General features: G+C 65.3%; 19 protein-coding genes. 8 read left to right on the top strand and 11 right to left on the bottom strand.

All coding sequences use genetic code 11. The features are described from left to right. The first annotated feature begins 5 nt into the window (after positions 1 to 5). The 3 genes from aroC to SPYCA_RS10540 all read left to right on the top strand — a co-directional run bounded on the left by aroC (position 6) and on the right by SPYCA_RS10540 (position 4,425). Positions 6 to 1,082, top strand: a complete 1,077-nt coding sequence (aroC, locus tag SPYCA_RS10550; RefSeq protein ID WP_120220249.1) for a chorismate synthase — start codon at positions 6 to 8, stop codon at positions 1,080 to 1,082. Positions 1,083 to 1,233: 151 nt separating this feature from the next. After that, the gene (locus SPYCA_RS10545) at positions 1,234 to 3,024 is read left to right on the top strand and encodes an SLC13 family permease (RefSeq protein ID WP_120220247.1); all 1,791 of its coding nucleotides are present in this window, start codon (positions 1,234 to 1,236) and stop codon (positions 3,022 to 3,024) included. Between the two features lie 96 nt (positions 3,025 to 3,120). Further along, positions 3,121 to 4,425: a dicarboxylate/amino acid:cation symporter gene (locus SPYCA_RS10540; RefSeq protein ID WP_120222275.1), complete on the top strand. Its 1,305-nt coding sequence runs from the start codon at positions 3,121 to 3,123 to the stop codon at positions 4,423 to 4,425. Between the two features lie 9 nt (positions 4,426 to 4,434). Here SPYCA_RS10540 and SPYCA_RS10535 read toward each other — a convergent pair whose 3' ends face one another. After that, positions 4,435 to 5,256, bottom strand: coding sequence for a hypothetical protein (locus SPYCA_RS10535; protein WP_120220245.1), 822 nt, complete (start codon positions 5,254 to 5,256; stop codon positions 4,435 to 4,437). 159 nt (positions 5,257 to 5,415) lie between these two features. Here SPYCA_RS10535 and SPYCA_RS10530 point away from each other — a divergent pair, with 159 nt between their 5' ends. Continuing rightward, complete coding sequence (locus SPYCA_RS10530) at positions 5,416 to 6,825, top strand: cytochrome P450 (protein WP_172595036.1); 1,410 nt, start codon at positions 5,416 to 5,418, stop codon at positions 6,823 to 6,825. Positions 6,826 to 6,889: 64 nt separating this feature from the next. Beyond that, the gene (locus tag SPYCA_RS10525) at positions 6,890 to 7,606 is read left to right on the top strand and encodes an extensin-like domain-containing protein (protein WP_232003270.1); all 717 of its coding nucleotides are present in this window, start codon (positions 6,890 to 6,892) and stop codon (positions 7,604 to 7,606) included. Here the strand turns inward: SPYCA_RS10525 and SPYCA_RS10520 are convergent, their stop codons facing one another. The 10 genes from SPYCA_RS10520 to SPYCA_RS10475 form a co-directional block, all read right to left on the bottom strand. Then, entirely contained in the window at positions 7,607 to 7,963 is a 357-nt protein-coding gene (locus SPYCA_RS10520; protein WP_443029478.1) for a HesB/IscA family protein, read from the bottom strand. Positions 7,964 to 8,081: 118 nt separating this feature from the next. Continuing rightward, on the bottom strand, positions 8,082 to 8,552 hold the full coding sequence (locus SPYCA_RS10515; protein WP_120220239.1) for an SUF system Fe-S cluster assembly protein: 471 nt from the start codon (positions 8,550 to 8,552) through the stop codon (positions 8,082 to 8,084). Beyond that, positions 8,549 to 9,730, bottom strand: a complete 1,182-nt coding sequence (locus tag SPYCA_RS10510) for an aminotransferase class V-fold PLP-dependent enzyme (protein WP_120220237.1) — start codon at positions 9,728 to 9,730, stop codon at positions 8,549 to 8,551. The genes SPYCA_RS10515 and SPYCA_RS10510 overlap by 4 nt, the downstream gene beginning before the upstream one ends. Next, entirely contained in the window at positions 9,727 to 10,455 is a 729-nt protein-coding gene (locus SPYCA_RS10505; RefSeq protein WP_120220235.1) for a SufD family Fe-S cluster assembly protein, read from the bottom strand. Before SPYCA_RS10505 ends, SPYCA_RS10510 begins: the two co-directional genes overlap by 4 nt. A 121-nt stretch (positions 10,456 to 10,576) precedes the next feature. Beyond that, positions 10,577 to 11,410, bottom strand: a complete 834-nt coding sequence (gene sufC, locus SPYCA_RS10500; protein WP_120220233.1) for a Fe-S cluster assembly ATPase SufC — start codon at positions 11,408 to 11,410, stop codon at positions 10,577 to 10,579. A 2-nt stretch (positions 11,411 to 11,412) separates the two neighbouring features. After that, positions 11,413 to 11,691: a hypothetical protein gene (locus tag SPYCA_RS10495; RefSeq protein WP_146625121.1), complete on the bottom strand. Its 279-nt coding sequence runs from the start codon at positions 11,689 to 11,691 to the stop codon at positions 11,413 to 11,415. A 108-nt stretch (positions 11,692 to 11,799) separates the two neighbouring features. Next, positions 11,800 to 13,287 carry a Fe-S cluster assembly protein SufB gene (sufB, locus tag SPYCA_RS10490; RefSeq protein ID WP_120220229.1) on the bottom strand — a complete coding sequence of 496 codons (1,488 nt, stop codon included), beginning with the start codon at positions 13,285 to 13,287 and terminating at the stop codon, positions 11,800 to 11,802. A gap of 4 nt (positions 13,288 to 13,291) precedes the next feature. Beyond that, a complete protein-coding gene (locus tag SPYCA_RS10485) occupies positions 13,292 to 13,783 on the bottom strand; it encodes an SUF system Fe-S cluster assembly regulator (RefSeq protein ID WP_232003269.1) in 492 nt (163 codons plus the stop codon). Positions 13,784 to 14,087: 304 nt separating this feature from the next. Next, positions 14,088 to 14,975 (bottom strand): AraC family transcriptional regulator, encoded by an 888-nt coding sequence (locus SPYCA_RS10480; protein ID WP_120220227.1) that lies wholly within the window; start codon positions 14,973 to 14,975, stop codon positions 14,088 to 14,090. A gap of 100 nt (positions 14,976 to 15,075) precedes the next feature. Next, on the bottom strand, positions 15,076 to 16,896 hold the full coding sequence (locus SPYCA_RS10475) for a DUF885 domain-containing protein (protein ID WP_120220224.1): 1,821 nt from the start codon (positions 16,894 to 16,896) through the stop codon (positions 15,076 to 15,078). 71 nt (positions 16,897 to 16,967) lie between these two features. On the opposite strand from SPYCA_RS10475, the gene SPYCA_RS10470 reads away from it, so the two are divergent. The 3 genes from SPYCA_RS10470 to SPYCA_RS10460 all read left to right on the top strand — a co-directional run bounded on the left by SPYCA_RS10470 (position 16,968) and on the right by SPYCA_RS10460 (position 21,854). Further along, positions 16,968 to 18,038 carry a quinone-dependent dihydroorotate dehydrogenase gene (locus tag SPYCA_RS10470; RefSeq protein ID WP_120220221.1) on the top strand — a complete coding sequence of 357 codons (1,071 nt, stop codon included), beginning with the start codon at positions 16,968 to 16,970 and terminating at the stop codon, positions 18,036 to 18,038. Between the two features lie 163 nt (positions 18,039 to 18,201). Next, complete coding sequence (ggt, locus tag SPYCA_RS10465) at positions 18,202 to 19,893, top strand: gamma-glutamyltransferase (protein ID WP_172595035.1); 1,692 nt, start codon at positions 18,202 to 18,204, stop codon at positions 19,891 to 19,893. A 131-nt stretch (positions 19,894 to 20,024) separates the two neighbouring features. Continuing rightward, positions 20,025 to 21,854 carry an AMP-dependent synthetase/ligase gene (locus tag SPYCA_RS10460; protein WP_120220217.1) on the top strand — a complete coding sequence of 610 codons (1,830 nt, stop codon included), beginning with the start codon at positions 20,025 to 20,027 and terminating at the stop codon, positions 21,852 to 21,854. Positions 21,855 to 21,934: the final 80 nt, after the last annotated feature.

Raw genomic sequence — 21,934 nt, 5'->3', positions numbered from 1 at the left:
GACTTATGAGTTTCAACAGCTTCGGGCGCGTCGTTCGCTTCACGACTTGGGGGGAAAGCCACGGCCCCGCGCTCGGCGCGGTCGTCGACGGCTGCCCGCCGCGCCTGTCGCTGTCCGAGGCCGACATCCAGCCCTTCCTCGACAGGCGCCGCCCCGGCCAGTCGCGCCACACGACGCAGCGGCAGGAGCCCGACCAGGTGCGCATCCTGTCGGGGGTGTTCGAGGGCAAGACGACCGGCACGCCGATCAGCCTGATGATCGAGAATGTCGACCAGCGGTCGAAGGATTATGGCGACATCGCGCAGGCCTATCGCCCCGGCCACGCCGATTATGCCTACGACGCCAAATATGGCATCCGCGATTATCGCGGCGGCGGCCGGTCGAGCGCGCGCGAGACCGCGGCGCGCGTCGCCGCGGGCGCCGTGGCGCGGCTGGTGATCCCGGAGGTTCAGATTCACGCCTGGGTCGCCGAAATCGGCGGCGATGCGATCAACCCGGAAAACTTTGACCTCGAAGAAATCGACCGCAATCCCTTTTTCTGCCCCGATCCGGCCGCAGCGCAGCGCTGGGAAGCGCTGATGGACGCCGCGCGCAAGGCGGGCAGTTCGCTGGGCGCGGTCATCGAATGCGCCGCGAGCGGCGTTCCCGCGGGGTGGGGCGCGCCCGTCTATGCCAAGCTCGACGCCGACCTTGCCGCCGCGATGATGGGGATCAACGCGGTAAAGGGCGTCGAGATCGGCGCTGGATTCCACGCCGCGCGGCTTCGCGGCGAGGAGAATGCCGACCCGATGCGGCCCGCGACCGACGGCAGCAACCGCCCCGATTTCCTGTCGAACAATGCCGGCGGCATCGCGGGCGGCATTTCGACCGGCCAGCCCGTCGTCGTGCGCGTCGCCTTCAAGCCGACCAGCTCGATCCTCACCCCCGTGCCCACGGTGAACAAGGCGGGCGAGGCGACCGACATCGTGACCAAGGGCCGCCACGACCCCTGCGTCGGCATCCGCGGCGCGCCGGTGGTCGAGGCGATGATGGCGCTGGTGCTCGCCGACCACAAGCTGCTCCACCGGGCGCAGTGCGGTTAGCTTGGTCGGGCTGGATTGAAACGCGATCTCACATCATGGCGTCATTCCGGCGAAGGCCGGAATCTCGCCGCCACGGCAGAACGCCATGGTGAGATTCCGGCCTTCGCCGGAATGACGATCGAGATGAAGATGAGCAGGCTCCGGTGGTAAAATGATCGACGTCGCCCGCGCCTTTGTCACCGAATATCAGGCGATCATCGGCCTGGTCGTCCTGGCGGTGATGTTCGTGGGCTTCGTTCTGGAACGCTTTCCGGCAACCGTCGTCGCGATCCTCGGCACCTGCACCTTCCTCTTTCTCGGCATATTGTCGGGGCGCGATCTTTTCTCTGTCTTTTCCAACCCGGCGCCGGTGACGATCGGCGCGATGTTCATCCTGTCGGGCGCGCTGCTGCGCACGGGCACATTGGACGCCATCGCGAGCCGGATCATCGCGCGTGCGCAGCGACATCCAAAGCTTGCGCTCGCCGAAATGTTCCTCGGCGTCTATGTCGCCTCGGCCTTCCTCAACAACACGCCCGTCGTCGTCGTGATGATCCCGATCATGCTCCGGCTGGCGGCGGCGCTCAACCTCGGCGCCAAGCGCCTGCTGATCCCGCTGTCCTATGTGGCGATCCTCGGCGGCACGACGACGCTGGTCGGCACCTCGACCAACCTGCTCGTGGCGGCCGTGGCGGAGGAAAATGGCCTCGACCGCTTCGGTATCTTCACCATCACGCCGGTCGGACTGGTCGCCGGGGTGGTCGGGGCTTTTGGGCTGTTGTCGATCGCGCGGCGCTTCCTGCCCGACGATACGCCGAACCAGATTGCGCTCAGCCAGGATCACCGTTCCTTCCTGTCCGAAGTGCGGATATTGAAGGGCGGCAATCTGGTGGGCCGCCGCGTCGGCGACGTGCCCTTCGCCAGGCGGGCCAACGTCAGGCTGGTCGGACTGAAGCGGGGCGGCGCGCTGCGCCGCACCGCGCTCGCCGACGAAAAGTTGCAGGCCGACGACCGGCTGGTGCTGCGGCTCGAACTGGCGGAGCTGCTGTCGCTGCGCGCGAACAAGAATGTCGCGATCGGGCTGACCGCGGGGCATGACGATGTCGAACAGGATGAGGAAGAGATCGTCGAGGCGATGATCGCGCCCAGCCATCCCGCGATCGGCCGCCGCCTGATCGAAATCCCGTTTCTGTCGGCGCTGCGCGTCCGCATCCTCGGCATCGCGCGCTTTCGCAAGACGCCGGGCCCCGACCTGCCCAATGCGCGCATCCAGGCGATCGACCGCGTGCTGGTTACCGGCCCGGCCGATCAGATCGAGCAGATGTACGGCAATCCGCACCTCTATGGCGTCGGTTCGACGACCGAACGCGAGTTTCGGCGTGGCAAGGCGCCGATCGCGATCGGCGCGCTGCTCGGCGTCATTCTGCTTGCCGCGCTCAACGTGATGGACATCGGCGTTGCGGCGATCATCGGCGTCGGGCTGATTCTCGTGACACGCTGCATCGACGCCGACGAGGCATGGGATTCGATCGACGGCAATGTGCTGGTGCTGATCTTCGCGATGCTCGCGGTCGGGCTGGCGCTCGAAAACTCCGGCAGCGTGGCGTTGGTGGTCGGCAAGCTTACCCCGATTCTGGTCGATGTGCCGCCGTGGGGGCTGGTGCTTGCCACCTATGCCATTTCGGTGCTGCTGACCGAGGTGGTGACCAACAATGCGGTCGCCATCCTCGTCACCCCGCTCGCCATTGCGGTGGCGCGCGATCTCGGCGTCGATCCCTATCCACTGGTCGTTGCGGTGATGTTCGCGGCGTCGGCCAGCTTTGCGACGCCGATTGGCTATCAGACGAACACGCTCGTCTATGCGGCGGGCAATTATCGCTTCGTCGATTTCCTGCGCGCCGGTATTCCCATGACCGTGTGCGTCGGCGCCGCGACGGTCGTTGCGATCAGCCTGTTGATGTAAACGCGCCGGTTGCGCGCCATTTTGGCCGCCGCTAGGGTCCGCGGCCTTACAGGTCGCAAGCAGGGGGAAGAATTGATGGCCGAAGCGAGCATCGTGATGCCGGCCGAGGGGCAGGAAGAAGCGCGCGCGCGGCGTCTGCAATGGCGTATGCTGATCGGCTTTGTTGTCGGCCTGCTCGCGGGGCTGGCCGCGCATTATGGCGCCGCGGGGCAGCCGTGGGTCGACGAGGTGATCTTCTATCTCGGCAAGGTTGGCGATGTCTTCCTGCGCCTGCTCTTCATGCTGGTCATCCCGCTGCTGGTATCGGCGCTGATCGTCGGCGTGGCCGAGATGGGCGAGATGCGCGCGCTCAAGACGGTGGGGCTGCGCACGCTGATCTACACGATTCTCGTGTCGACGATCGCGGTTGCGATCAGCCTGCTCGTCGTCAACCTGCTCCAGCCGGGCGCGGGCGTCGATCCGGAGGTCGCGCGCTCGCTGATCGCCGACGGCGCCGAGCGCGCAGGCAGCATCATCCAGACGAGCCGTGAGGCGAAGGCGGGGGCCGACGCGATCGTCGCGATCGTCCCCAATAATTTCTTCCTTGCGATGAGCCAGAACGACGTGCTTGCGGTGATGTTCTTTGCGCTGTTTTTCGGCATCGGGCTGATGATGGTGCAGACGCCGCAGACGCAGGCGTTGAAAAGCGCGATCGAGGGTGTGTTCGAGGTCGCGATGAAACTGATCGGGCTGGTCATCCGCCTCGCGCCCATCGCCATTTTTTGCTTCATGTTCAACCTTGGCGCGCAGTTCGGGGTCGACCTGCTTGTCCGCCTGTCGGCGTTTGTCGGCGTAGTGTTGCTGGCGCTGGGCTTGCAGATGTTCGTCGTCTTTCCGATCCTGCTCAAGACATTGGCCGGCAAATCGCCCATCGCCTTTTTCCGCGAAACGCAGGAAGCGTCGGTGATGGCCTTCTCCACCGCTTCGTCGAACGCAACCTTGCCGACGGCGCTGCGCGTCGCGCACGACCGGCTGCACCTGCCCGACCGGGTCGCGCGCTTCGTGCTCACCATCGGCGCGACCGCGAACCAGAATGGCACCGCGATGTTCGAGGGCGTGACGGTGATTTTCCTTGCGCAATTCTTCGGTGTCGACCTGACCTTGCAACAGCAGATCATGGTGATGGCGGTGTGCATCCTCGGGGGTATCGGGACGGCGGGCGTTCCGGCAGGATCCTTGCCGGTGATCGCGCTGATCCTCGCGATGGTCGGCGTTCCACCGGCGGGCATCGGGCTGGTGCTCGGCGTCGACCGCTTCCTCGACATGTGCCGCACGACGCTGAACGTCATCGGCGACCTGGTCGCGGCAACGGTCGTTTCGGCCGGGATCGACGATCAGCCCGAGGCGCGTGGCCCCGGCTGACCCTTTTACCTATTGATCGCGCACCTTGTTGGGCCGGTCGACGCGGTTGGCGCGCGCGCGAGGTGGCGGTGCCGCTGGCGTGCTCGCTCGCGGTGGCGGAGCCGACCGGACGGCCGGGCGCGCGACAGGGGGCGCGCTCTTTAAAACCGGCGCCGTGCCGGACGGCGCTGCGCCACTCTCCGGCCATTGCTGACGCGAGCGTTGCGTCGCGCGTGTCTCGCCCCGCCCGCGTGGCCGCGAATATATCTCGCCCGGTTCGGTCGCGGGCAGGTTGCGGATCGCTCGCGGCGTGCCGGTCATGCCTTCTGCGGGCCGTCGCGGACGCGCGCCACGCGGGCGATCGTCGTCGTGCGCATCGCGATTCCAGCCGGGCCGTCCCTTGCCGCGCCCGCGGTCGTCATCGCCGTCGCGGTCGCGATGCCAGCCAGGGCGGCCGGCTTTCCCGTCGCCGCGCTTGCCATGATATTTCCACCAGGCGCGCCGCCCGCCCCAATAGTTCAGATAATGGTCGCGCAGCGGATAGCGGTTGCGATAGCGGTCGAACATCCACAGCCCGTAGCCGGGGTAATAATAATTGTCGTACCAGCCGCCGCCAAAGCCGATCTGGACGAACCCGCTGCCATAATCGGCGGCGTCATAGCAATCATAGCCATAGCCGTCGTCATAGGCATAGCCGCCATAATCATAATAGGCATCGCCATAGCGCGCCGCGCAATCGCCGCGCGCAGCATAGCTCGCGCCATGGACGTCGCCATAATAGCATCCGGACAGCATCGTCGTCGCGAGCGCGCCGAATGCGATGGAAAGGGCGCGCGTGGAACGCATGGGCATGGACTCGGTCCTTCTCGGTCGGCGGATTGCGACCCTGGGGTCGAAACTGCCCGAGCCGAGTTGAATTTGCGGTGAATGGTGCGCAAAGCCTTACTTGCACCATTGTCAGTAGTGCGATACCCATCGGGCCAACGCCAGGATGGACAAGGATTCGACCCGATGAACGCGCCGACGCAAATCCACCCCGCCAGCAGCCGTTGGTCGGCCGCACGCTTCGGCCCCGATACGCAGCATTGGCTGCCGCGCAATCCCGACAGCGCGATCGACCATATTCCGGGCGAGGATGGGCTGCCCGTGATCGGCAACACGCTCGAACAGCTGCGCGACTACCCCGCCTTCGCGCGCCGAATGGTCGCCCGATATGGCCCCGTCTATCGCAACAACAGTTTCGGTGGGCGCAGCGTCGCGCTGCACGGGGCGGAAGCGAACGAGCTGGTCATGTTCGACCGCGACAAGATTTTCTCGTCCGAACAGGGCTGGGGGCCGGTGCTTAACCTCCTCTTCCCGCGCGGGCTGATGCTGATGGATTTCGACAGGCATCGCGCCGACCGCAAGCTTCTGTCGGTCGCCTTCAAGCCCGAACCGATGCGCCATTATGCCGAGGCGCTCAATGACGGGATCAGGGGGCGGGTTGCGAGCTGGAGCGGCAAGAGTTTCAAATTCTATCCCGCGATCAAGGAATTGACGCTCGACCTCGCCGCCACCAGCTTTCTCGGCATCCCCTGGGGGCCGGAGGCGGACAAGGTCAACAAGGCCTTCGTCGACATGGTGCAGGCGTCGATCGGCATCGTGCGCCGCCCGCTTCCTTTCACCGCGATGGGCCGCGGCGCCAGGGGCCGCGCCTATCTGGTCGATTATTTCAGCCGCATGGTCCCCGAACGCCGCGAAGGCGCGGGCGAGGACATGTTCAGCCAGATCTGCCGCACGCGCGACGACAATGGCGACCATATGAGTGTCGACGCGATCGTCGATCATATGAACTTCCTGATGATGGCGGCGCACGACACGATCACCAGCTCGATCACCACGCTCGTCTGGGAACTCGCGCGCCATCCCGAATGGCAGGACCGGCTTCGTGAAGAGATGCTCGCCGTCGCCCCTGCGGGCGAGGGCGTCGGGCACAACAGCCTTGGCGAGCTCGAGCTTACCGAATGGGCGTTCAAGGAAGCGTTGCGGCTCGTGCCCCCCGTGCCGAGCTTTCCGCGGCGCGCGCTCAAGGATTTCGAGTTCGGCGGCTATCGCATCCCCGCGGGCACCCCGGTCGGGGTCAGCCCCGCCTTCACGCATATGATGGAGGAGCATTGGCCCGAACCCCACAAGTTCGACCCGATGCGCTTTTCGCCGGAGGTCGCGCGCGGGCGGCATAAATATGCCTGGGTGCCTTTCGGCGGTGGCGCGCATATGTGCCTGGGGCTGCATTTCGCATACATGCAGGCGAAAATCTTTTTCCATCATGTCGTCACGACGCACCGGATCAGCATCGCGCCCGGCTATGCCCCCGAATGGCAGATGCTGCCGATTCCGCGCCCCAAGGACGGGCTGATGGTGACGTTCGAGCCGCTGACATAATCGTCGCCCTCGCGGGGGCGACCCGTTCCTTGCCGGGACGCCTCAAGTCCGTCATCTGGGGCGCGTGACGAGTCTCCGCCCCTATCTCCTCTGGTTCGCGGTCGCGCTGCTCCTCGCCTTCGCCGCGGTTCGCGGCGTGCAATGGATGCGCGATCATCCCGAACATGTCCCCGGCGCGCGCTTCGAGCTTGCGCACCCGCAGGGCTGGGCGACGCATCGCAAGCTGGTCGCGCTGGCCGACGACGATGCCGCCTGCTTCGCGGCCTTTGACCGCTCGGGCGCAGGCTATTTGCGGCGTCCGGTCGTGGGCGAGGGCGTGTGCCGCGCCAGCCAGCGGATGATTCTGACCGGCAACCGCCTCGTGCCGACGATGCGCCCCGCGAACGCCGCGCCCGGCTGCGCCGTCACCGCGGCGATGGCGCTGTGGACGCGCGATGTCGTGCAGCCGGCGGCCGAGCGTTATTTCGGGCAAGCGGTCGTCGAACTGGAAAATCTCGGCAGCTATAATTGCCGCAAAATCGCCGGTGGTGCAGCGCAGAGCCAGCATTCGACCGCCAATGCGATCGACATTTCGGCGTTCGTCCTCGCCGACGGCACGCGGATCGCGCTCATCAACGATTGGGAGCCCGGCGACCGGCGCAGCGAGTTCCTGCACGCCGTGCGCGACGGATCGTGCGGCCTGTTCTCGACAGTGCTGTCACCCGACCATAATGCCGCGCACGCCGATCATTTCCACTTCGATATGGCCGCGCGGACGGCTGGGTGGACGGTTTGCCGCTGATTAGACGGTAAAGCTTTCGCCGCAGCCGCAGGCGCCCTTGGCGTTCGGGTTGTCGAACACGAAGCCCGCGGCGAAGTCATCCTCTACCCAGTCCATGATGCTACCGATCAGATAGAGCACCGAGGCGCCGTCGATGTAGAAGGTGCCGCCGGGCGTCTCGATCTTTTCGTCGAACTTCGCCTCTTCGGTAACATAGTCGACCGAATAGGCGAGCCCCGAACAGCCGCGCCGCGGGGTCGACAGCTTGACGCCGATTGCGCCTGCGGGGGCAGCGGCCATCAGCTTCGCGATGCGCGCTTCGGCATTGGGCGTCAGCGTCACCGCGGCGGGACGGGGGCGGGTCTGCGTTTCAGTCACAATTGATTCCTTTCCCCGTTCGTGTCGAGTGAAGTCGAGACACCCATCGACGTGGCGCCCAGCCCGAGGGGCATCTCGACTTCGCTCGATGCGAACGGAAAATTGTTCAGGGCCTGCCTCACAACATCCCCAGTTCCAGCCGGGCCTCGTCGCTCATATTGGCGGGCGACCAGGGCGGATCCCAGACAAGGTTCACTTCGGCGTCGCCGACGCCCGGCACGGCGCCGACGCGCAGTTCGACCTCGCCCGGCATCGATTCGGCGACCGGGCAATGCGGCGTCGTCAGCGTCATCGTCACCAGCACATGTCCCTCGTCGATCTCGACATTATAGATGAGGCCAAGGTCATAGATGTTCACGGGGATTTCGGGATCGTAGATATCCTTGAGCGCCGCGATAACGGCCTCATAGAGATCGCCGCCGACCGCCGCGGGATCGACCGCCGCGGGCTTTGCGGCCAGGAAGCCCTCCAGATAATCGCGCTTGCGTTCCAGCTTTTCGGGCGCGGTTTCGGCGTCCAGCGCGCGCGCCTTCGGCGGCGCCGCGACGCGCGTGACTTCCTCGACCCTGATCGTCCGCTCCTCGCTCATCCGAAAATCCTTTCGACGCGGGCGAGGCCGTCGATCAGCGCCGCCACATCGTCGTCATTGCTGTACAAACCGAAACTCGCGCGCGCGGTCGCGGGCACGCCCAGATGCTCCATCAGCGGCTGCGCGCAATGGTGCCCGGCGCGGATCGCGACGCCGCTTTCGTCCAAGATAGTGCCGATGTCGTGCGGATGAACCCCCGCCATCGAAAAGCTGACGATTCCCGCGCTGTTTTCAGGGCCATAAAGGGTGATGCTGTTGCGCCGCGCGAGCGCTTCGCGCAGCGTGCCGACCAGCGTGCATTCGTGCGCGTAGATCGCCGCAACCCCGATCGTCTCGACATAATCGACCGCCGCCGCCAGCCCCAGCGCCTCGACAATCGCGGGGGTGCCCGCCTCGAAGCGGGTGGGGGCAGGGGCATAGGTCGTCCTGGCAAAGGTCACGCGGTCGATCATCGACCCGCCGCCCTGCCATGGCGGCAAGGCATCGAGCTTGTCGCTCCACAGCGCGCCGACGCCGGTGGGACCGTAAAGCTTGTGCCCCGAAAAGACATAATAGTCGCAGCCGAGCGCCGTCACATCCACCGGCAGGCGCGGCACCGCCTGGCATCCGTCGATCAGCAGCTCGGCGCCGACGCGATGCGCCAGTTCCGCCGCGCGCGCGACGTCGAGCGGGCTGCCGAGCACGTTCGACACATGCGCAAAGGCGACCATATTGTGCTCGGGGGTCAGGATTTTCCCCGCGGCGTCGAGGTCGATGCAGCCGTCTGCGGTCAGCGGGCACACATCGACCTGCCACCCCGCAAGCTGCCACGGCACGATATTGCTGTGATGCTCGAGCGTCGAGAGCAGCACGCGGCCCTTCTTGGGATGCGAATAGGCGACAAGATTGATCGCCTCGGTCGCCCCGCGCACGAAGGCGACCTGGTCCTCCTTCGCGCCGATGAAGCCCGCGATCCGCCGCCGCGCCGCCTCATAGGCCAGCGTCATGTCGGCCGAGCGCGCATAGACGCCGCGGTGGACGGTCGCATAGTCGCGCCCCATCGCCAGCGTGCAGGCGTCGAGCACAGCCTGCGGCTTCTGCGCGGTGGCGGCGGTGTCGAGATAATGCCAGCCGGGGGTGAGGCCGGGGAAGTCGGCGCGGACATCGGGGAAGGTACGGAGGGCGGTCGCGGTGCTCACACCAGTTCCCCCAGCTTCGCCAGCGCGAGCGCCTGTAGCTTTTCCTCATCCTCGGCGCCGTCGAACACGCCCGCGACGAAGGCCTGCAGCAAAATCTTCTTCGCCTCGGCGGGCGGAAGGCCGCGCGACTGGAGATAATAGAGGCTCATCGCGTCGAGTTCGCCGATCGCGCAGCCGTGCGCGCATTTGACGTCGTCGGCGAAGATTTCGAGCTCGGGCTTGGCGTTGGCGGTCGCGCTGCGGTCGAGCAGCATCGCCTTCACATCCTGTTCGCTGTCGGTCTGCTGCGCGTCGCGCGCGACGGCGACCTTGCCGAGATAGGTGCCGGTGGCGTTATTCGCTACAACCGAACGAATGGTCTGACTGCTGACCGCGCCGGGTTCCTCATGATGGATCGTGGTCACGATTTCCAATGTTTGGCCCGCACCGCCGATCTGGACGCCGCCAAGATGGAAGCGGGCTCCTTCGCCCAGGAAAGCTCGCAACGCGAGGCGGCCATATCCTCCGGCGATGTTGAGGACGTGCAGGTCAAGCTGTGCACCGGGTTCAAGATCGATCTCGACGTCACGAGCAACGCTTTTCGTAGCGTCGAGCACAAAGCTCATCGCATGCGTTTCATTCTCGCTGACGACAAATCGCTCAGTCTTGATCGGCCACAGATCGGCAACCGCGTCGATATCGCTATAGCGCCACGCTTCGTCACGCCGGGTCGGAAGCGCGATCATGGGGTCATACCCTTTTCGTCACCCCGGACTTGATCCGGGGTCCCGCTTCCTTCGCCGCCGAAAAAGCGGGATGCCGGATCAAGTCCGGCATGACGATGGAAGGGAAGGTGCGTGTGGATGTTCACGCCGCGATCTCCGCATAGCCTTCGCGTTCGAGTTCGAGCGCGAGTTCGGGGCCGCCAGACTTGACGATGCGGCCGGCGGCGAGGACATGCACGAAATCGGGCTGCACATAGTCGAGCAGACGCTGGTAATGGGTGATCAGCAGCACCGCCTTGTCCGGCCGCCGCATGATCGCGTTGATCCCGTCGCCGACGGTGCGCAGCGCGTCGATGTCGAGTCCGCTGTCGGTTTCGTCGAGGATCGCGAGGCGAGGGTCGAGGATGCCCATCTGCACCATCTCGTTGCGCTTTTTCTCGCCACCCGAAAAGCCGACATTCACCGGGCGCTTGAGCATGTCCATGTCCATCTTGAGCAGCGCCGCCTTCTCGCGCGCCAGTTTAAGGAACTCGCCGCCCGACAGCGGTTCCTGCCCGCGCGCCTTGCGCTGGGCGTTCAGGCTTTCGCGCAGGAACTGGACGTTCGACACGCCGGGGATTTCGACCGGATACTGGAAGCCGAGGAACAGGCCGGCGGCGGCGCGCTCGTGCGGGTCGAGGGCGAGGAGGTCGAGCGCTTCCGCACCCCGGCGAACGCCGGGGTCCAGGGCGGCATCCGCTGCGCTGTAAGTCTCTGGACTCGGGCTTTCGCCGGAGTGCAACGATGGCGAAAACATTACCGACCCCTCGGTCACCTCATACCCTGGCCGCCCGCCGAGCACATAGGAGAGCGTCGATTTCCCCGCGCCATTGGGCCCCATGATCGCATGAATCTCGCCCGCATTGATGCTGAGCGACAGGCCCTTCAGGATCGGCTTGTCGGCGACGGCGGCGTGGAGGTTTTCAATTTTCAGCATTTTCAGGAAACATCCTCTTCGGCCTTGTTCATCAATCGTTCCATCGCTGCCGCATTTCGGTTCGACATCCACAGGGTAAAGCGGGCCAGAAAGCTGTTCCCGGCGATGATTTGCGCCTTCAGTTTTTCAAGCGTGTCGAGCTGATCCCGCGACACGGTTTCAACGGTATCCAGCAGCTGCAAGCCCTGATCTTCTGGCTGCTGGCCAAGGTTCGAGCGATAGTCGTGGGCACGCTGTTTGAGCGCCCCGAAACGCGACTGAAGCTCGATGATCTGGTCCAATCGATCCATTATCTCACACTCCCCTCAAGGCTGACCCCCAGCGACCGCTGCGCCTCGACCGCGTCAAGCCGCTCCCCTTCGGGGGAGGGGTTGGGGTGGGGGCTATCGTCATCCGACCGACCCTTCCAGCGAAATCCCCAGCAGTTTCTGCGCCTCGACCGCAAACTCCATCGGCAACTGCTGCAACACTTCCTTCGCAAACCCATTCACGATCAGCGCCACCGCCTCTTCCTGTCCCAGCCCGCGCTGCATTGCGTAAAACAGCTGGTCGTCGCTGATCTTGCTCGTCGTCGCTTCATGCTCGACAGTTGCTGTGGGATTGCGGACCTCGATGTAGGGCACCGTATGCGCGCCGCACTGATCGCCAAGGAGCAAGCTGTCGCATTGGGTGAAGTTGCGCACCCCCTCGGCATTGGGCGCGACGCGGACGAGGCCGCGATAGGTGCCGCTCGACCTGCCGGCGCTGATCCCCTTCGACACGATGGTCGAGCGCGTGCGCTTGCCATTGTGGATCATCTTGGTGCCGGTGTCGGCCTGCTGGTAATTGTTGGTGACCGCGACCGAATAGAATTCGCCAACGCTGTCGTCGCCGTTGAGGACGCAGCTCGGATATTTCCAGGTGATCGCGCTGCCGGTTTCGACCTGAGTCCACGACACTTTCGACCGTGCGCCCTGGCACAGCGCGCGCTTGGTCACGAAATTATAGATGCCTCCCTTGCCTTCGGCGTCGCCCGGATACCAGTTCTGGACGGTGCTGTATTTGATCTCGGCATCGTCGAGCGCGACCAGCTCGACCACCGCGGCGTGGAGCTGGTTCTCGTCGCGCATCGGCGCGGTGCAGCCTTCGAGGTAGCTGACATAGGCGCCCTTGTCGGCGACGATCAGCGTCCGCTCGAACTGCCCCGTATTTTCGGCATTGATGCGGAAATAGGTCGAAAGCTCCATCGGGCAGCGCACGCCTTCGGGCACGTAAACGAACGTGCCGTCCGAAAAGACCGCGCAGTTCAGGCACGCGAAATAATTGTCGCGCATCGGCACAACGCGCCCGAGCCACTTCTTCACCAGCTCGGGATATTCGCGGATCGCCTCGCTGATCGACAGGAAGATCACGCCCGCGCGCTTCAGCTCCTCGCGAAAGGTCGTCGCGACGCTGACGCTGTCGAATACCGCGTCGACCGCGACCTTGCGCGCGCCCTCGACGCCGGCGAGCACTTTCTGCTCCTCGATCGGAATGCCGAGCTTTTTATAGACTTCGAGGATCTCGGGATCGACCTCGTCGAGGCTGCCGAGTTTCGGCTTGGGCTTCGGCGCCGCATAATAGTAAGCGTCCTGGTAGTCGATCGGCGGCACATTGAGCTTCGCCCAGTCGGGCGTTTCCATCGTCAGCCAGTGACGAAATGCCTTCAACCGCCAGTCGAGCATCCATTCGGGCTCGTTCTTCTTCGCGCTGATGAAGCGGATCGTATCCTCGGTCAGCCCCTTTGGCGCGAAGTCGGTCTCGATGTCGGCGGACCAGCCATGTTCGTAATCGGCGACGCGCAGTGCGGCCTCGCGGGCGGCCTGATCCTTCACGGGGGTTTCGATATTGTCGGTCATCTCTTTAACTCGTCGCCCCCGCGAAGGCAGGGGGCGTTGTCGGCTTGCTCGGCGGCGCGGGCACGGAATCGTCGGCGGCCCCCGCCTTCGCGGGGGCGACGGCGAGACTCGCGAGGCTGATGTTCGCCAGCGCCCCGCGCACTGCGCCGTTCACGACGCCCCAATGCGGTTGCACCTTGCAGCTGCCTTCGAGCGAGCAATCGTGCCGCCCTTCGGCGACGCAAGAGGTGAGGGCGATCGGTCCCTCGACCGCTTCAATGATATCGGCCACGCTGATCGCCGCCGCGGGCCGCGCGAGCCGCACCCCGCCGCCGCTGCCGCGCGACGCGACGAGCAGGCCGGCGCGGGCAAGTCCGCTCACCAGCTTTTGCGCGGTCGGGCCGGGGATACCCGTCTGTTCGGCCAGCATGCCTGCGTGAATCGGCACCGATCCGCACTGGCGCGCGGCGGCGCTCATCAACACCACGGCATAATCGGCAAGGTTGGACAGGCGCATGTTCTTTCCGTCGCAAATTGCGAACGATTCTTAAATGGAGTAATTTGCTCCACTTATATAGGAGAGGCTTGCGCGGCGCGCAAGCAAGCGTGGCCTCGCGCCGCGATAGAAAAGTTGCGGCGCAAAAAAAAGGCACCCACCCGGCCGAGGCCGAATAGGTGCCGAGATGAAGGTCTCAAGTCCTCGTCAAGGAGGATGAGCTCTTCTGGGTCGCGGATTTCGATTATGCGCAGCGGGCGATTCGCGATTGTATGGAAACGCCAAATCGTCAGGCTGCGCAATTTTTGATGGTTAACGCGCCGCCTTATGTTTCGGATACGATCGGGCTGACCTTGCCGGCAAGCTGTTTTCGGCCCGTGGTCGTCGCCTGCGTGTACAGGGTCGGGTTGCCGAGCTGACCGGGCGTCGCGCCGGCAAAGCGCTTGATCTCGCGAATCAGGTGCGACTGGTCGTAAAAGGCGTCGCCGAGCTGTGCCGCGTCGAGCCCTTCGCCGCGTGCGAGCGCCGAGGCCGCGCGCACCGCGCGATATTTGCGCGCGAGCATTCGCGGCGACAGGCCGTAATAATGTTTCGTCATCCGCTCGACCGAGCGGATCGACATGCCGGTGGCTTCGACCAGCGCCGGCACCTGCGGCGAAGGCGTGGCGGTCAGCCATTCGTCGACGGTGCGGATGAACCACATCGGCGCAGTCTCGCCGCGCGTCAGCACCTCGCGCGCGAAATTATTGCCGATCACCAGCTTCTCTTCGGCGGTGTCCGCTTGTTCGAGCGCGGCGGCGACCTCGTCGATCCAGGGGCCGAAGAGGTCGGCGGCATCCATCGCATCGTCGGTCAGCTTGTCGGCGTCGTCGCCCATCAGCGCCGCCCAGCCCGCGGGCAACATGCCGAAACCGAACATCGCGGTCGGGCCGTTGGCGATGGCGCGCACGCGGCCGCTGGTCGGCCCGACGATATTGGCGCGGCACGCGGGCGAATGATTGCCATCGGCGAAGATATATTCGCCATCGGCGACCGTCATGAAACGGAACTGCGGACGGTCGGCGCGCTCATATTCGTCGAACCGCGGCATGTTGATCCGCGCGATGTAAAAGCTCGACACCATCTCCGCCAGATCGGGATCGGGCGGAAAATAATGAAGCTCGAACGGCGCGCTGCCGTCCGCGCCTTTTGGCGAGGATGATGTTTGCGACATGACAGACCCAGACCCCGACGGCCTTTCCCCGGCCGCCCTTTATCTGAATCAAATCATTTGCTTTTCGGCGCCTTCCGTCAAGCGGCAATCGTCAACCATCTTAACCCTTTTCGGCGGCGATCCACGCCTCGACCCGCCGTTCGAGGATGTCGAGCGGCACCGGTCCCGATTCGAGCACGACATCGTGAAAGTGACGGAAATCAAAGTGTTCGCCCAGCGCCGCCTGCGCGCGCCCGCGCAGCTCCATGATCTTGAGCTTGCCGATCAGATAGGCGGTCGCCTGCCCCGGATAGACGATATAGCGCTCGATCGCCTTTTCGATGTCGCCGTCGGGGTTGGGGGTATTATCCTTCAGATATTGTATCGCCTGCTCGCGGCTCCAGCGCTTGTCGTGGATGCCGGTATCGACGACGAGGCGGCACGCGCGCCAAAGCTCCATACCCAGCCGACCGAAATCGCTATAGGGATCGGTGTAGAAACCCATGTCCTTCGCGAGTTCCTCCGAATATAACCCCCACCCCTCGGTATAGGCGGTGACGCCGCCAAAGCGGCGGAAGGGTGGCAGGCCGGTTAGCTCGGTCTGCACCGCGCGCTGGAGGTGATGCCCCGGCACGCCTTCATGGTAGGCGAGCGCCTCCAGCTCGGTCTTTGACATGTCCTTGAGGTTATAGAGGTTGACATAATAGGTGCCCGGCCGCGACCCGTCGGGCGAGGGCGACTGGTAAAAGGCCTTGCCCGCCGACTTTTCGCGGAACGCCTCGACGGGTTTGACCACCAGCGGCGCCTTGGGCAGCGTGTTGAAGAAGGCGGGGAGCCGCGCTTCCATCGCTTTCACATATTTGTCGACGTCGGCCAGATAGGCTTCGCGCGTCGTGTGATAAAATTGCGGACTGGTGCGCAGGTGGACGAAAAACTCCTGCAAACTACCCTCGAAGCCGACCTTCGCCATGATTGCCCGCATCTCGCCATGGATGCGCGCGACTTCGGCCAGGCCAAGGTCGTGGATCTGGCTCGCGGTCATGTCGGTGGTCGTATAATTGGCAAGCAGCGCCTCGTAATAGGCCTTGCCGTCGGGCAGGCGCCAGACGCCGTCCGCGGTCGGCGCGTTCGCCTGCTGGCGCTTCATTTCGTTGAGCAGGCGGGCATAGGCGGGGCCGGCGCTTTCGGTCCAGGCCGCCTTGGCGGCGGCGATCAGCCGCGCCTTTTCGGCATCGCTGACGTCGAGCTTGCCGACCTTCGCCCTAATGTCGTCGATCACCGCATTGTCGGGGCCGAGCAGATTGCCGATGTCGGAGATCAGATAGGCATAGACCCATTTCGGCGGCTGGATACCGCGCGCCGCGCGTTCGGCCGACTGCGCCGACAGCGTGTCGAGAAGCGGGCCGAGTCCGCGGATGCGCGAGACATAGGCTTCGGCCTCGGCGACATTGGCGACCCGGTGAATGTTGATCAGGAACGCGGGCAACTGGCTTTGCGCGCCATTCATCTGGTCGAAGATATAGTCATGGTTGCGGTAAGCGAACAGCCGCTCGGCGCGGGCCGCGGCGGCGTTGAACAACTCGAACGACAGCGCCTCGTCGGCGGACAGCGTCGCGGGGTCGAAGCTTGCGCGCATCGCCGCGGCGCTCGCCTGCTGCAATTTGTGACGCGCGACCGCGGCTTCGTCGCTGACGTCGTCCCAGCGGCCATAGTCGGCGTCGCGAATGCCGCGATACGCCTTGCTCTGCGGCGTCAGCGACAACAGCGCCGCATCGTAATTCTCAAAGAATTGCGCAAGGTCGGCGCCCGCCGGCACCGCCGCCGCCGCGGGGGGTGGTGCGCTCGCCACGGCGCCATCCTGGCCGGCCATGGGCGCACAGCCGGCCGCGGCGAACAAGACAAGGCCGGTGGACAAGCGAGCGAGGGTGCGGAGGTGCGACACGATTTTCTCCCGGTTTATGCGGATATAGCCGGGGGCTTGCCATAGCGCCGCCGCGCGCGCAATGGCGGGCCATGTCGCTTTTCGCCTCGCTCACCGATGCCGCCTATGCGCTCGCCCGCCCGCTCGTCCACGCCACCGATGGCGAGGCGGCGCATAATCTGACGCTCGCCGCGCTCCAGCCGATGCCGCGCGCGCGCCACGCCCTGACCAGCCCGGCGCTTGCGACCGAGCTTGCCGGACTGCGCTTCCCCAATCCCGTCGGACTGGCCCCCGGTTTCGACAAGGATGCGCGCGTCGCGCACGCGATGCCGCACTTCGGCTTCGGCTTTGTCGAGGTCGGCACGCTCACCCCGCTGCCGCAGGAGGGCAACCCGCGCCCGCGGCTGTTCCGGCTGGTCGAGGATCGCGCGATCATCAACCGCATGGGCTTCAACAACGGCGGGCAGGCGGCGGCGGCGGAGCGTATCGCCTGCCTGCGCCGCCATGGCCTGCCGACGCCGCTCGGCATCAACATCGGCGCGAACAAGGACAGCGCCGACCGCATCGCCGACTATGCGAAGGGCACGGCGGCGATGGCGCCGCTCGCCGACTATCTCACCGTCAATATCAGCTCGCCGAACACGCCGGGGCTTCGCGCCTTGCAGGACAAGAGCGCGCTCGAAGCGCTGCTCGACGGCGTCGCCGCGGCCCAGCCCGTTGGCACAGCCAGGCCCGTATTCCTGAAGGTCGCGCCCGACCTTGAGCCCGCCGACATCGACGATATTGTCGCGGTCGCGCTGGGCAAGGGGCTCGCGGCGGTGATCGTGTCGAACACCACCATAACGCGGTCGGCGCTGGTATCGCGCCACGCCGCCGAAGCGGGCGGCCTGTCGGGCGCGCCGCTGGCCGAACTCGCGCTCCAGCGCGTGCGTGATTTCCGCGCCGCGAGCGGCGGCAAGCTGCCGCTCGTCGCCGCAGGCGGGATCGCGTCGGCGAGCCAGGCGTGGGAGCGCATCCGCGCGGGCGCCAGCCTGATCCAGATCTATTCGGCGATGGTCTATGAAGGGCCGGGCCTCGCGGGCCGCATCGCGCGCGGGCTGGAGACGCTGGCGGCGCGCGACGGCTTTGCGCGGGTGAGCGACGCGGTGGGGGTGGAGAAGTAAAATCCCCTCCCGCAAGCGGGAGGGGTAGTGAGACTTGCGAGCTTTGCTCGCTAGTCGCAGCGGGGTGGGGAATCGCACCGTCGCTGCCCACCCCTAACCCCTCCCGCTTGCGGGAGGGGGACAGGACTTGCACTCCCTCCGCCCCCGCGCCAATGTCGCGCACATGCTGAACCGTCTCCTCGCGCTCGTCGCTTTCGTTTCGCTCGCTTGCCCCACGCTCACCGCCGCGCAGGGTGTCACCTCATCCGCCGATCCGCGCGCGACCGAGGCAGGGCGCGCGATTCTGCATCAGGGCGGAACCGCCGCCGACGCCGCAATTGCGATGGTCGCCGTGCTCACGCTCGTCGAACCGCAATCGAGCGGCATCGGCGGCGGCGGCTTCATGCTCCATCACAACGCCAGCGACGGCAGCCTATCGACGATCGACGGCCGCGAGACCGCGCCCGCCGCCGCAACGCCCGACCGCTTCCTCGGCCCCGACGGCAAGCCGCGCGGTTTCATGGACGTGGTGCCCGGCGGGCTGTCGGTCGGCGTTCCCGGCAACGTCCGCCTGATCGAAATGGCGCATAAAAAATGGGGCAAGCTCGAATGGAAGGCGCTTTTCCAGCCGGCGATCGAGCTTGCTGAAAGCGGTTTCGAGGTCACCCCTGCGCTCCACAACTGGCTCGTCCGGTTCGAGCCCGTCTGGAAGGATTTTCCCGAGGCGCGCGCGATCTATTATGTCGATGGCAAGCCCGCGCCGGTCGGCACGCGGCTTCGGAACCCGGCCTATGCCGCACTGCTCCGCGACATCGCCGCGCGCGGTCCCGATGCCTTTTACAGCGGCGCCAATGCGCGCGCGATAAGCGAGGCGGTGGGCAAGGCGCCGCGCAATCCCGCGACGCTGACGCTGAAGGATCTGGCGTCCTATCAGGCCAGGGAACGCCCCGCGGTCTGCACCAGCTATCGCATCTACAAGGTCTGCGGCATGGGGCCGCCCTCGTCGGGCGCCACCACGGTCTTCGGCATCCTCGGGATGCTCGAAGGCTGGGATATGAAGGCGATGGGCAAGGACAATCCGATGAGCTGGCACCTGCTCGCCGAAGCGATGCAGCTGTCCTATGCCGATCGCGCCGCCTATCTTGGCGATGCCGATTTCGTCGACGTGCCGGTGAAAGGCCTGCTCGACAAATCCTATCTTGCGCAGCGCCGCCAGCTCATCTCTCCCTATGGGGCGGCGGGTCGCTATGATCCGGGCACCCCGCCCGGAGCGGCGCCACGCGCCGCCGCGCCGCCGGTCGACGAGCAGGGGACGACGCATTTTGTCGCCGCCGACGCCGCGGGCAATCTCGTTTCGATGACTTCGACGGTCGAAAGCATCTTCGGCAGCCAGCTGATCGCGAACGGCTATTTCCTCAACAATGAGCTCACCGATTTCGACTTTACGCCGACGAAGGACGGCGTGCCGACCGCGAACCGCGTGCAACCGGGCAAGCGGCCACTGTCCTCGATGTCGCCGACGATCGTCTATGGCCCCGACGGCAAGGTGGTGCTTGCGGTCGGCTCGGCGGGGGGCAAGCGCATCATCATGCATGTCACCAAGACGCTGATCGGCGTGCTCGACTGGGGCCTCGGCGTGGACGAAGCGATTGCGCTTCCCAATCTCTTTTTCGGTCGCCAGGGCGTGCTGATCGAGGACAATGAGGCGGGGCGGGCGATCGCCGCGAAAATGCGGCCTTTCGGCTACAGCTTCACGCCCACCGACCTCGGCTCGAAACTCAACGCCATTGAACGCACGGCGGAGGGGATGCGCGGGGCCGCCGATCCGCGCGGCCCCGGCACCTCGGCGGTCGACGGCGCGCCGCCGCAGGGGTAATTGTCCTATTCGGCCCCGTCATCCCGGCGAAGGCCGGGATGACGGGACTGCTTACGGACTTCTATCGCGCGGCGATTGCTCCTAAGAATGGACCAAATAATAAGATTATCCTCCCGAGGAGAGCGAGAGGCATGAAGCTGGAAAATCCCCATCTCGACCATTTTCCCAGCCTGGTTGCGATGTTCTTCGACCGCGCGGCGCGCGGCGGCGACGATCCCTTTCTGTGGCACAAGGCCGACCGCGCGTGGCAGGCGCTGAGCTGGCGCGAGGTCGCCGAACAGGTCGCGGCGCTCGCGCATAATTTGCGCAAGCTCGGGCTGAAAGAGGGCGACCGGGTGGTGCTGGTGAGCGAGAACCGCCCCGAATGGTGTATCGCCGACCTCGGCATCATGGCCGCGGGATGTATCACCGTCCCGACCTACACGACCAACACCGAGCGCGATCATCAGCATATCCTCGACAACAGCGGCGCGCGCGCGGTGATCGTCTCGACCGCGAAGCTCGCCCGCGTGCTGATGCCCGCGGTGATGCGGTCCGACGCGCATATCGTCATCACCATGGAAAGCCTGCGCGTCGGGCAACAGGGCGAGGTGTCGGTGCATGATTGGGCGCCGATGGTTACCGGCGGCGCGGCATGGGTCGAGGAGACCAAGGCGCGCGGGCTGGGCGTCAAGCGCGAGGATACCGCCTGCCTGATCTACACCAGCGGCACCGGCGGTGCACCGCGCGGGGTGATGCAGCATCATGGCGCGATCCTGCACAATGCCGCGGGCGCGGCCGAGATCCTGGTCAATGATTTCGGCATCGGTGATGAAGAAGTGTTCCTCTCCTTCCTGCCGCTGAGCCACGCTTACGAACATTCGGGCGGCCAGTTCCTGCCGATCATGGTTGGCGCGCAAATCTATTACAGCGAGGGGCTGGAAAAGCTCGTCTCGAATATCGAGGAAACGCGCCCGACGATCATGGTCGTCGTCCCGCGGCTGTTCGAGGTGATCCGCGCGCGGATGATCAAGGCGGTCGAGAAACAGGGCAAGCTTGCGAACTGGATGCTGAGCCAGGCGCTGCGCGTCGGCGAAAAACATTATGAGCGGCGCATGGGCGTGCTCGACCGCCCGGTCGACTTGCTGCTCAATCGGCTGTTCCGCCCCAAGATCCAGAAAAGGTTCGGCGGCCGGATAAAGGCGCTGGTGTCGGGCGGCGCGCCGCTCAACCCAGAGATCGGGGTGTTCTTCCACTCGATCGGCCTGACGCTCTTGCAGGGCTATGGCCAGACCGAAGCGGGACCGGTGATCAGCTGCAATCGCCCCAAAACCGGGCTCAAGATGGACACCGTCGGCCCGCCGCTGATGAACACCGAAGTGCGCATCGCCGACGACGGCGAAATCTGTGTGCGCGGCGAGCTGGTGATGAAAGGCTATTGGCGCAACGCCGGGGAGACCGAGCGCGTGCTGATCGCCGACCCCGCCGATCCTGGGGGCGCGCCGTGGCTCCATACCGGCGACATCGGCCATATCGACGAGGCGGGGCGCATCGTCATCACCGACCGCAAGAAAGACCTTATCGTCAACGACAAGGGCGACAATGTCTCGCCGCAGCGCGTCGAAGGGATGCTGACGCTACAACCCGAGATATTGCAGGCGATGGTCTATGGCGACAAGCGCCCGCATCTTGTCGGCATTCTGGTTCCCGATCCCGAATGGGCGGCGGAATGGGCCGAGGCCGAAGGGTTGCCAAAAGAGATGAAGCTGCTGCGCGAACATGAAAGGTTCCGCGCGGCGATCCGCGCCGCGGTCGATCGCGTGAACGGTCAGCTTTCGGTGATCGAAAAGGTCCGCAAGTTCGACTTTGCCGACGAAGCCTTCACGATCGAGAATGAGCAGATGACGCCATCGATGAAGATCCGCCGCCATGTGCTGCGCGAGATTTATGCCGACAAGATTGCGGCGCTTTATAAGGCATGATCGTCGCCTTCGCGGGGGCGGCGCTTCAACAGTGGCAGACGGGGTGCGACCCGAAGAGCTCGGCGCAAACCGGCGCCCGC

The sequence above is a fragment of the Sphingopyxis sp. FD7 genome (genome assembly GCF_003609835.1).
In the GTDB taxonomy this organism is placed as follows: Bacteria; Pseudomonadota; Alphaproteobacteria; order Sphingomonadales; family Sphingomonadaceae; genus Sphingopyxis.
Note: the sequence above shows the minus strand (reverse complement) of the source record. Positions and strands in the feature narration are given on the sequence as shown.

Coding starts and splice junctions, on each gene's coding strand:
- aroC (WP_120220249.1), top strand. CDS start 6: ATGAGTTTCAACAGCTTCGGGCGCGTCGTTCGCTTCACGACTTGGGGG.
- SPYCA_RS10545 (WP_120220247.1), top strand. CDS start 1,234: ATGATCGACGTCGCCCGCGCCTTTGTCACCGAATATCAGGCGATCATC.
- SPYCA_RS10540 (WP_120222275.1), top strand. CDS start 3,121: ATGCCGGCCGAGGGGCAGGAAGAAGCGCGCGCGCGGCGTCTGCAATGG.
- SPYCA_RS10535 (WP_120220245.1), bottom strand. CDS start 5,256: ATGCCCATGCGTTCCACGCGCGCCCTTTCCATCGCATTCGGCGCGCTC.
- SPYCA_RS10530 (WP_172595036.1), top strand. CDS start 5,416: ATGAACGCGCCGACGCAAATCCACCCCGCCAGCAGCCGTTGGTCGGCC.
- SPYCA_RS10515 (WP_120220239.1), bottom strand. CDS start 8,552: ATGAGCGAGGAGCGGACGATCAGGGTCGAGGAAGTCACGCGCGTCGCG.
- SPYCA_RS10505 (WP_120220235.1), bottom strand. CDS start 10,455: ATGATCGCGCTTCCGACCCGGCGTGACGAAGCGTGGCGCTATAGCGAT.
- sufC (WP_120220233.1), bottom strand. CDS start 11,410: ATGCTGAAAATTGAAAACCTCCACGCCGCCGTCGCCGACAAGCCGATC.
- sufB (WP_120220229.1), bottom strand. CDS start 13,287: ATGACCGACAATATCGAAACCCCCGTGAAGGATCAGGCCGCCCGCGAG.
- SPYCA_RS10485 (WP_232003269.1), bottom strand. CDS start 13,783: ATGCGCCTGTCCAACCTTGCCGATTATGCCGTGGTGTTGATGAGCGCC.
- SPYCA_RS10480 (WP_120220227.1), bottom strand. CDS start 14,975: ATGTCGCAAACATCATCCTCGCCAAAAGGCGCGGACGGCAGCGCGCCG.
- SPYCA_RS10470 (WP_120220221.1), top strand. CDS start 16,968: ATGTCGCTTTTCGCCTCGCTCACCGATGCCGCCTATGCGCTCGCCCGC.
- ggt (WP_172595035.1), top strand. CDS start 18,202: ATGCTGAACCGTCTCCTCGCGCTCGTCGCTTTCGTTTCGCTCGCTTGC.
- SPYCA_RS10460 (WP_120220217.1), top strand. CDS start 20,025: ATGAAGCTGGAAAATCCCCATCTCGACCATTTTCCCAGCCTGGTTGCG.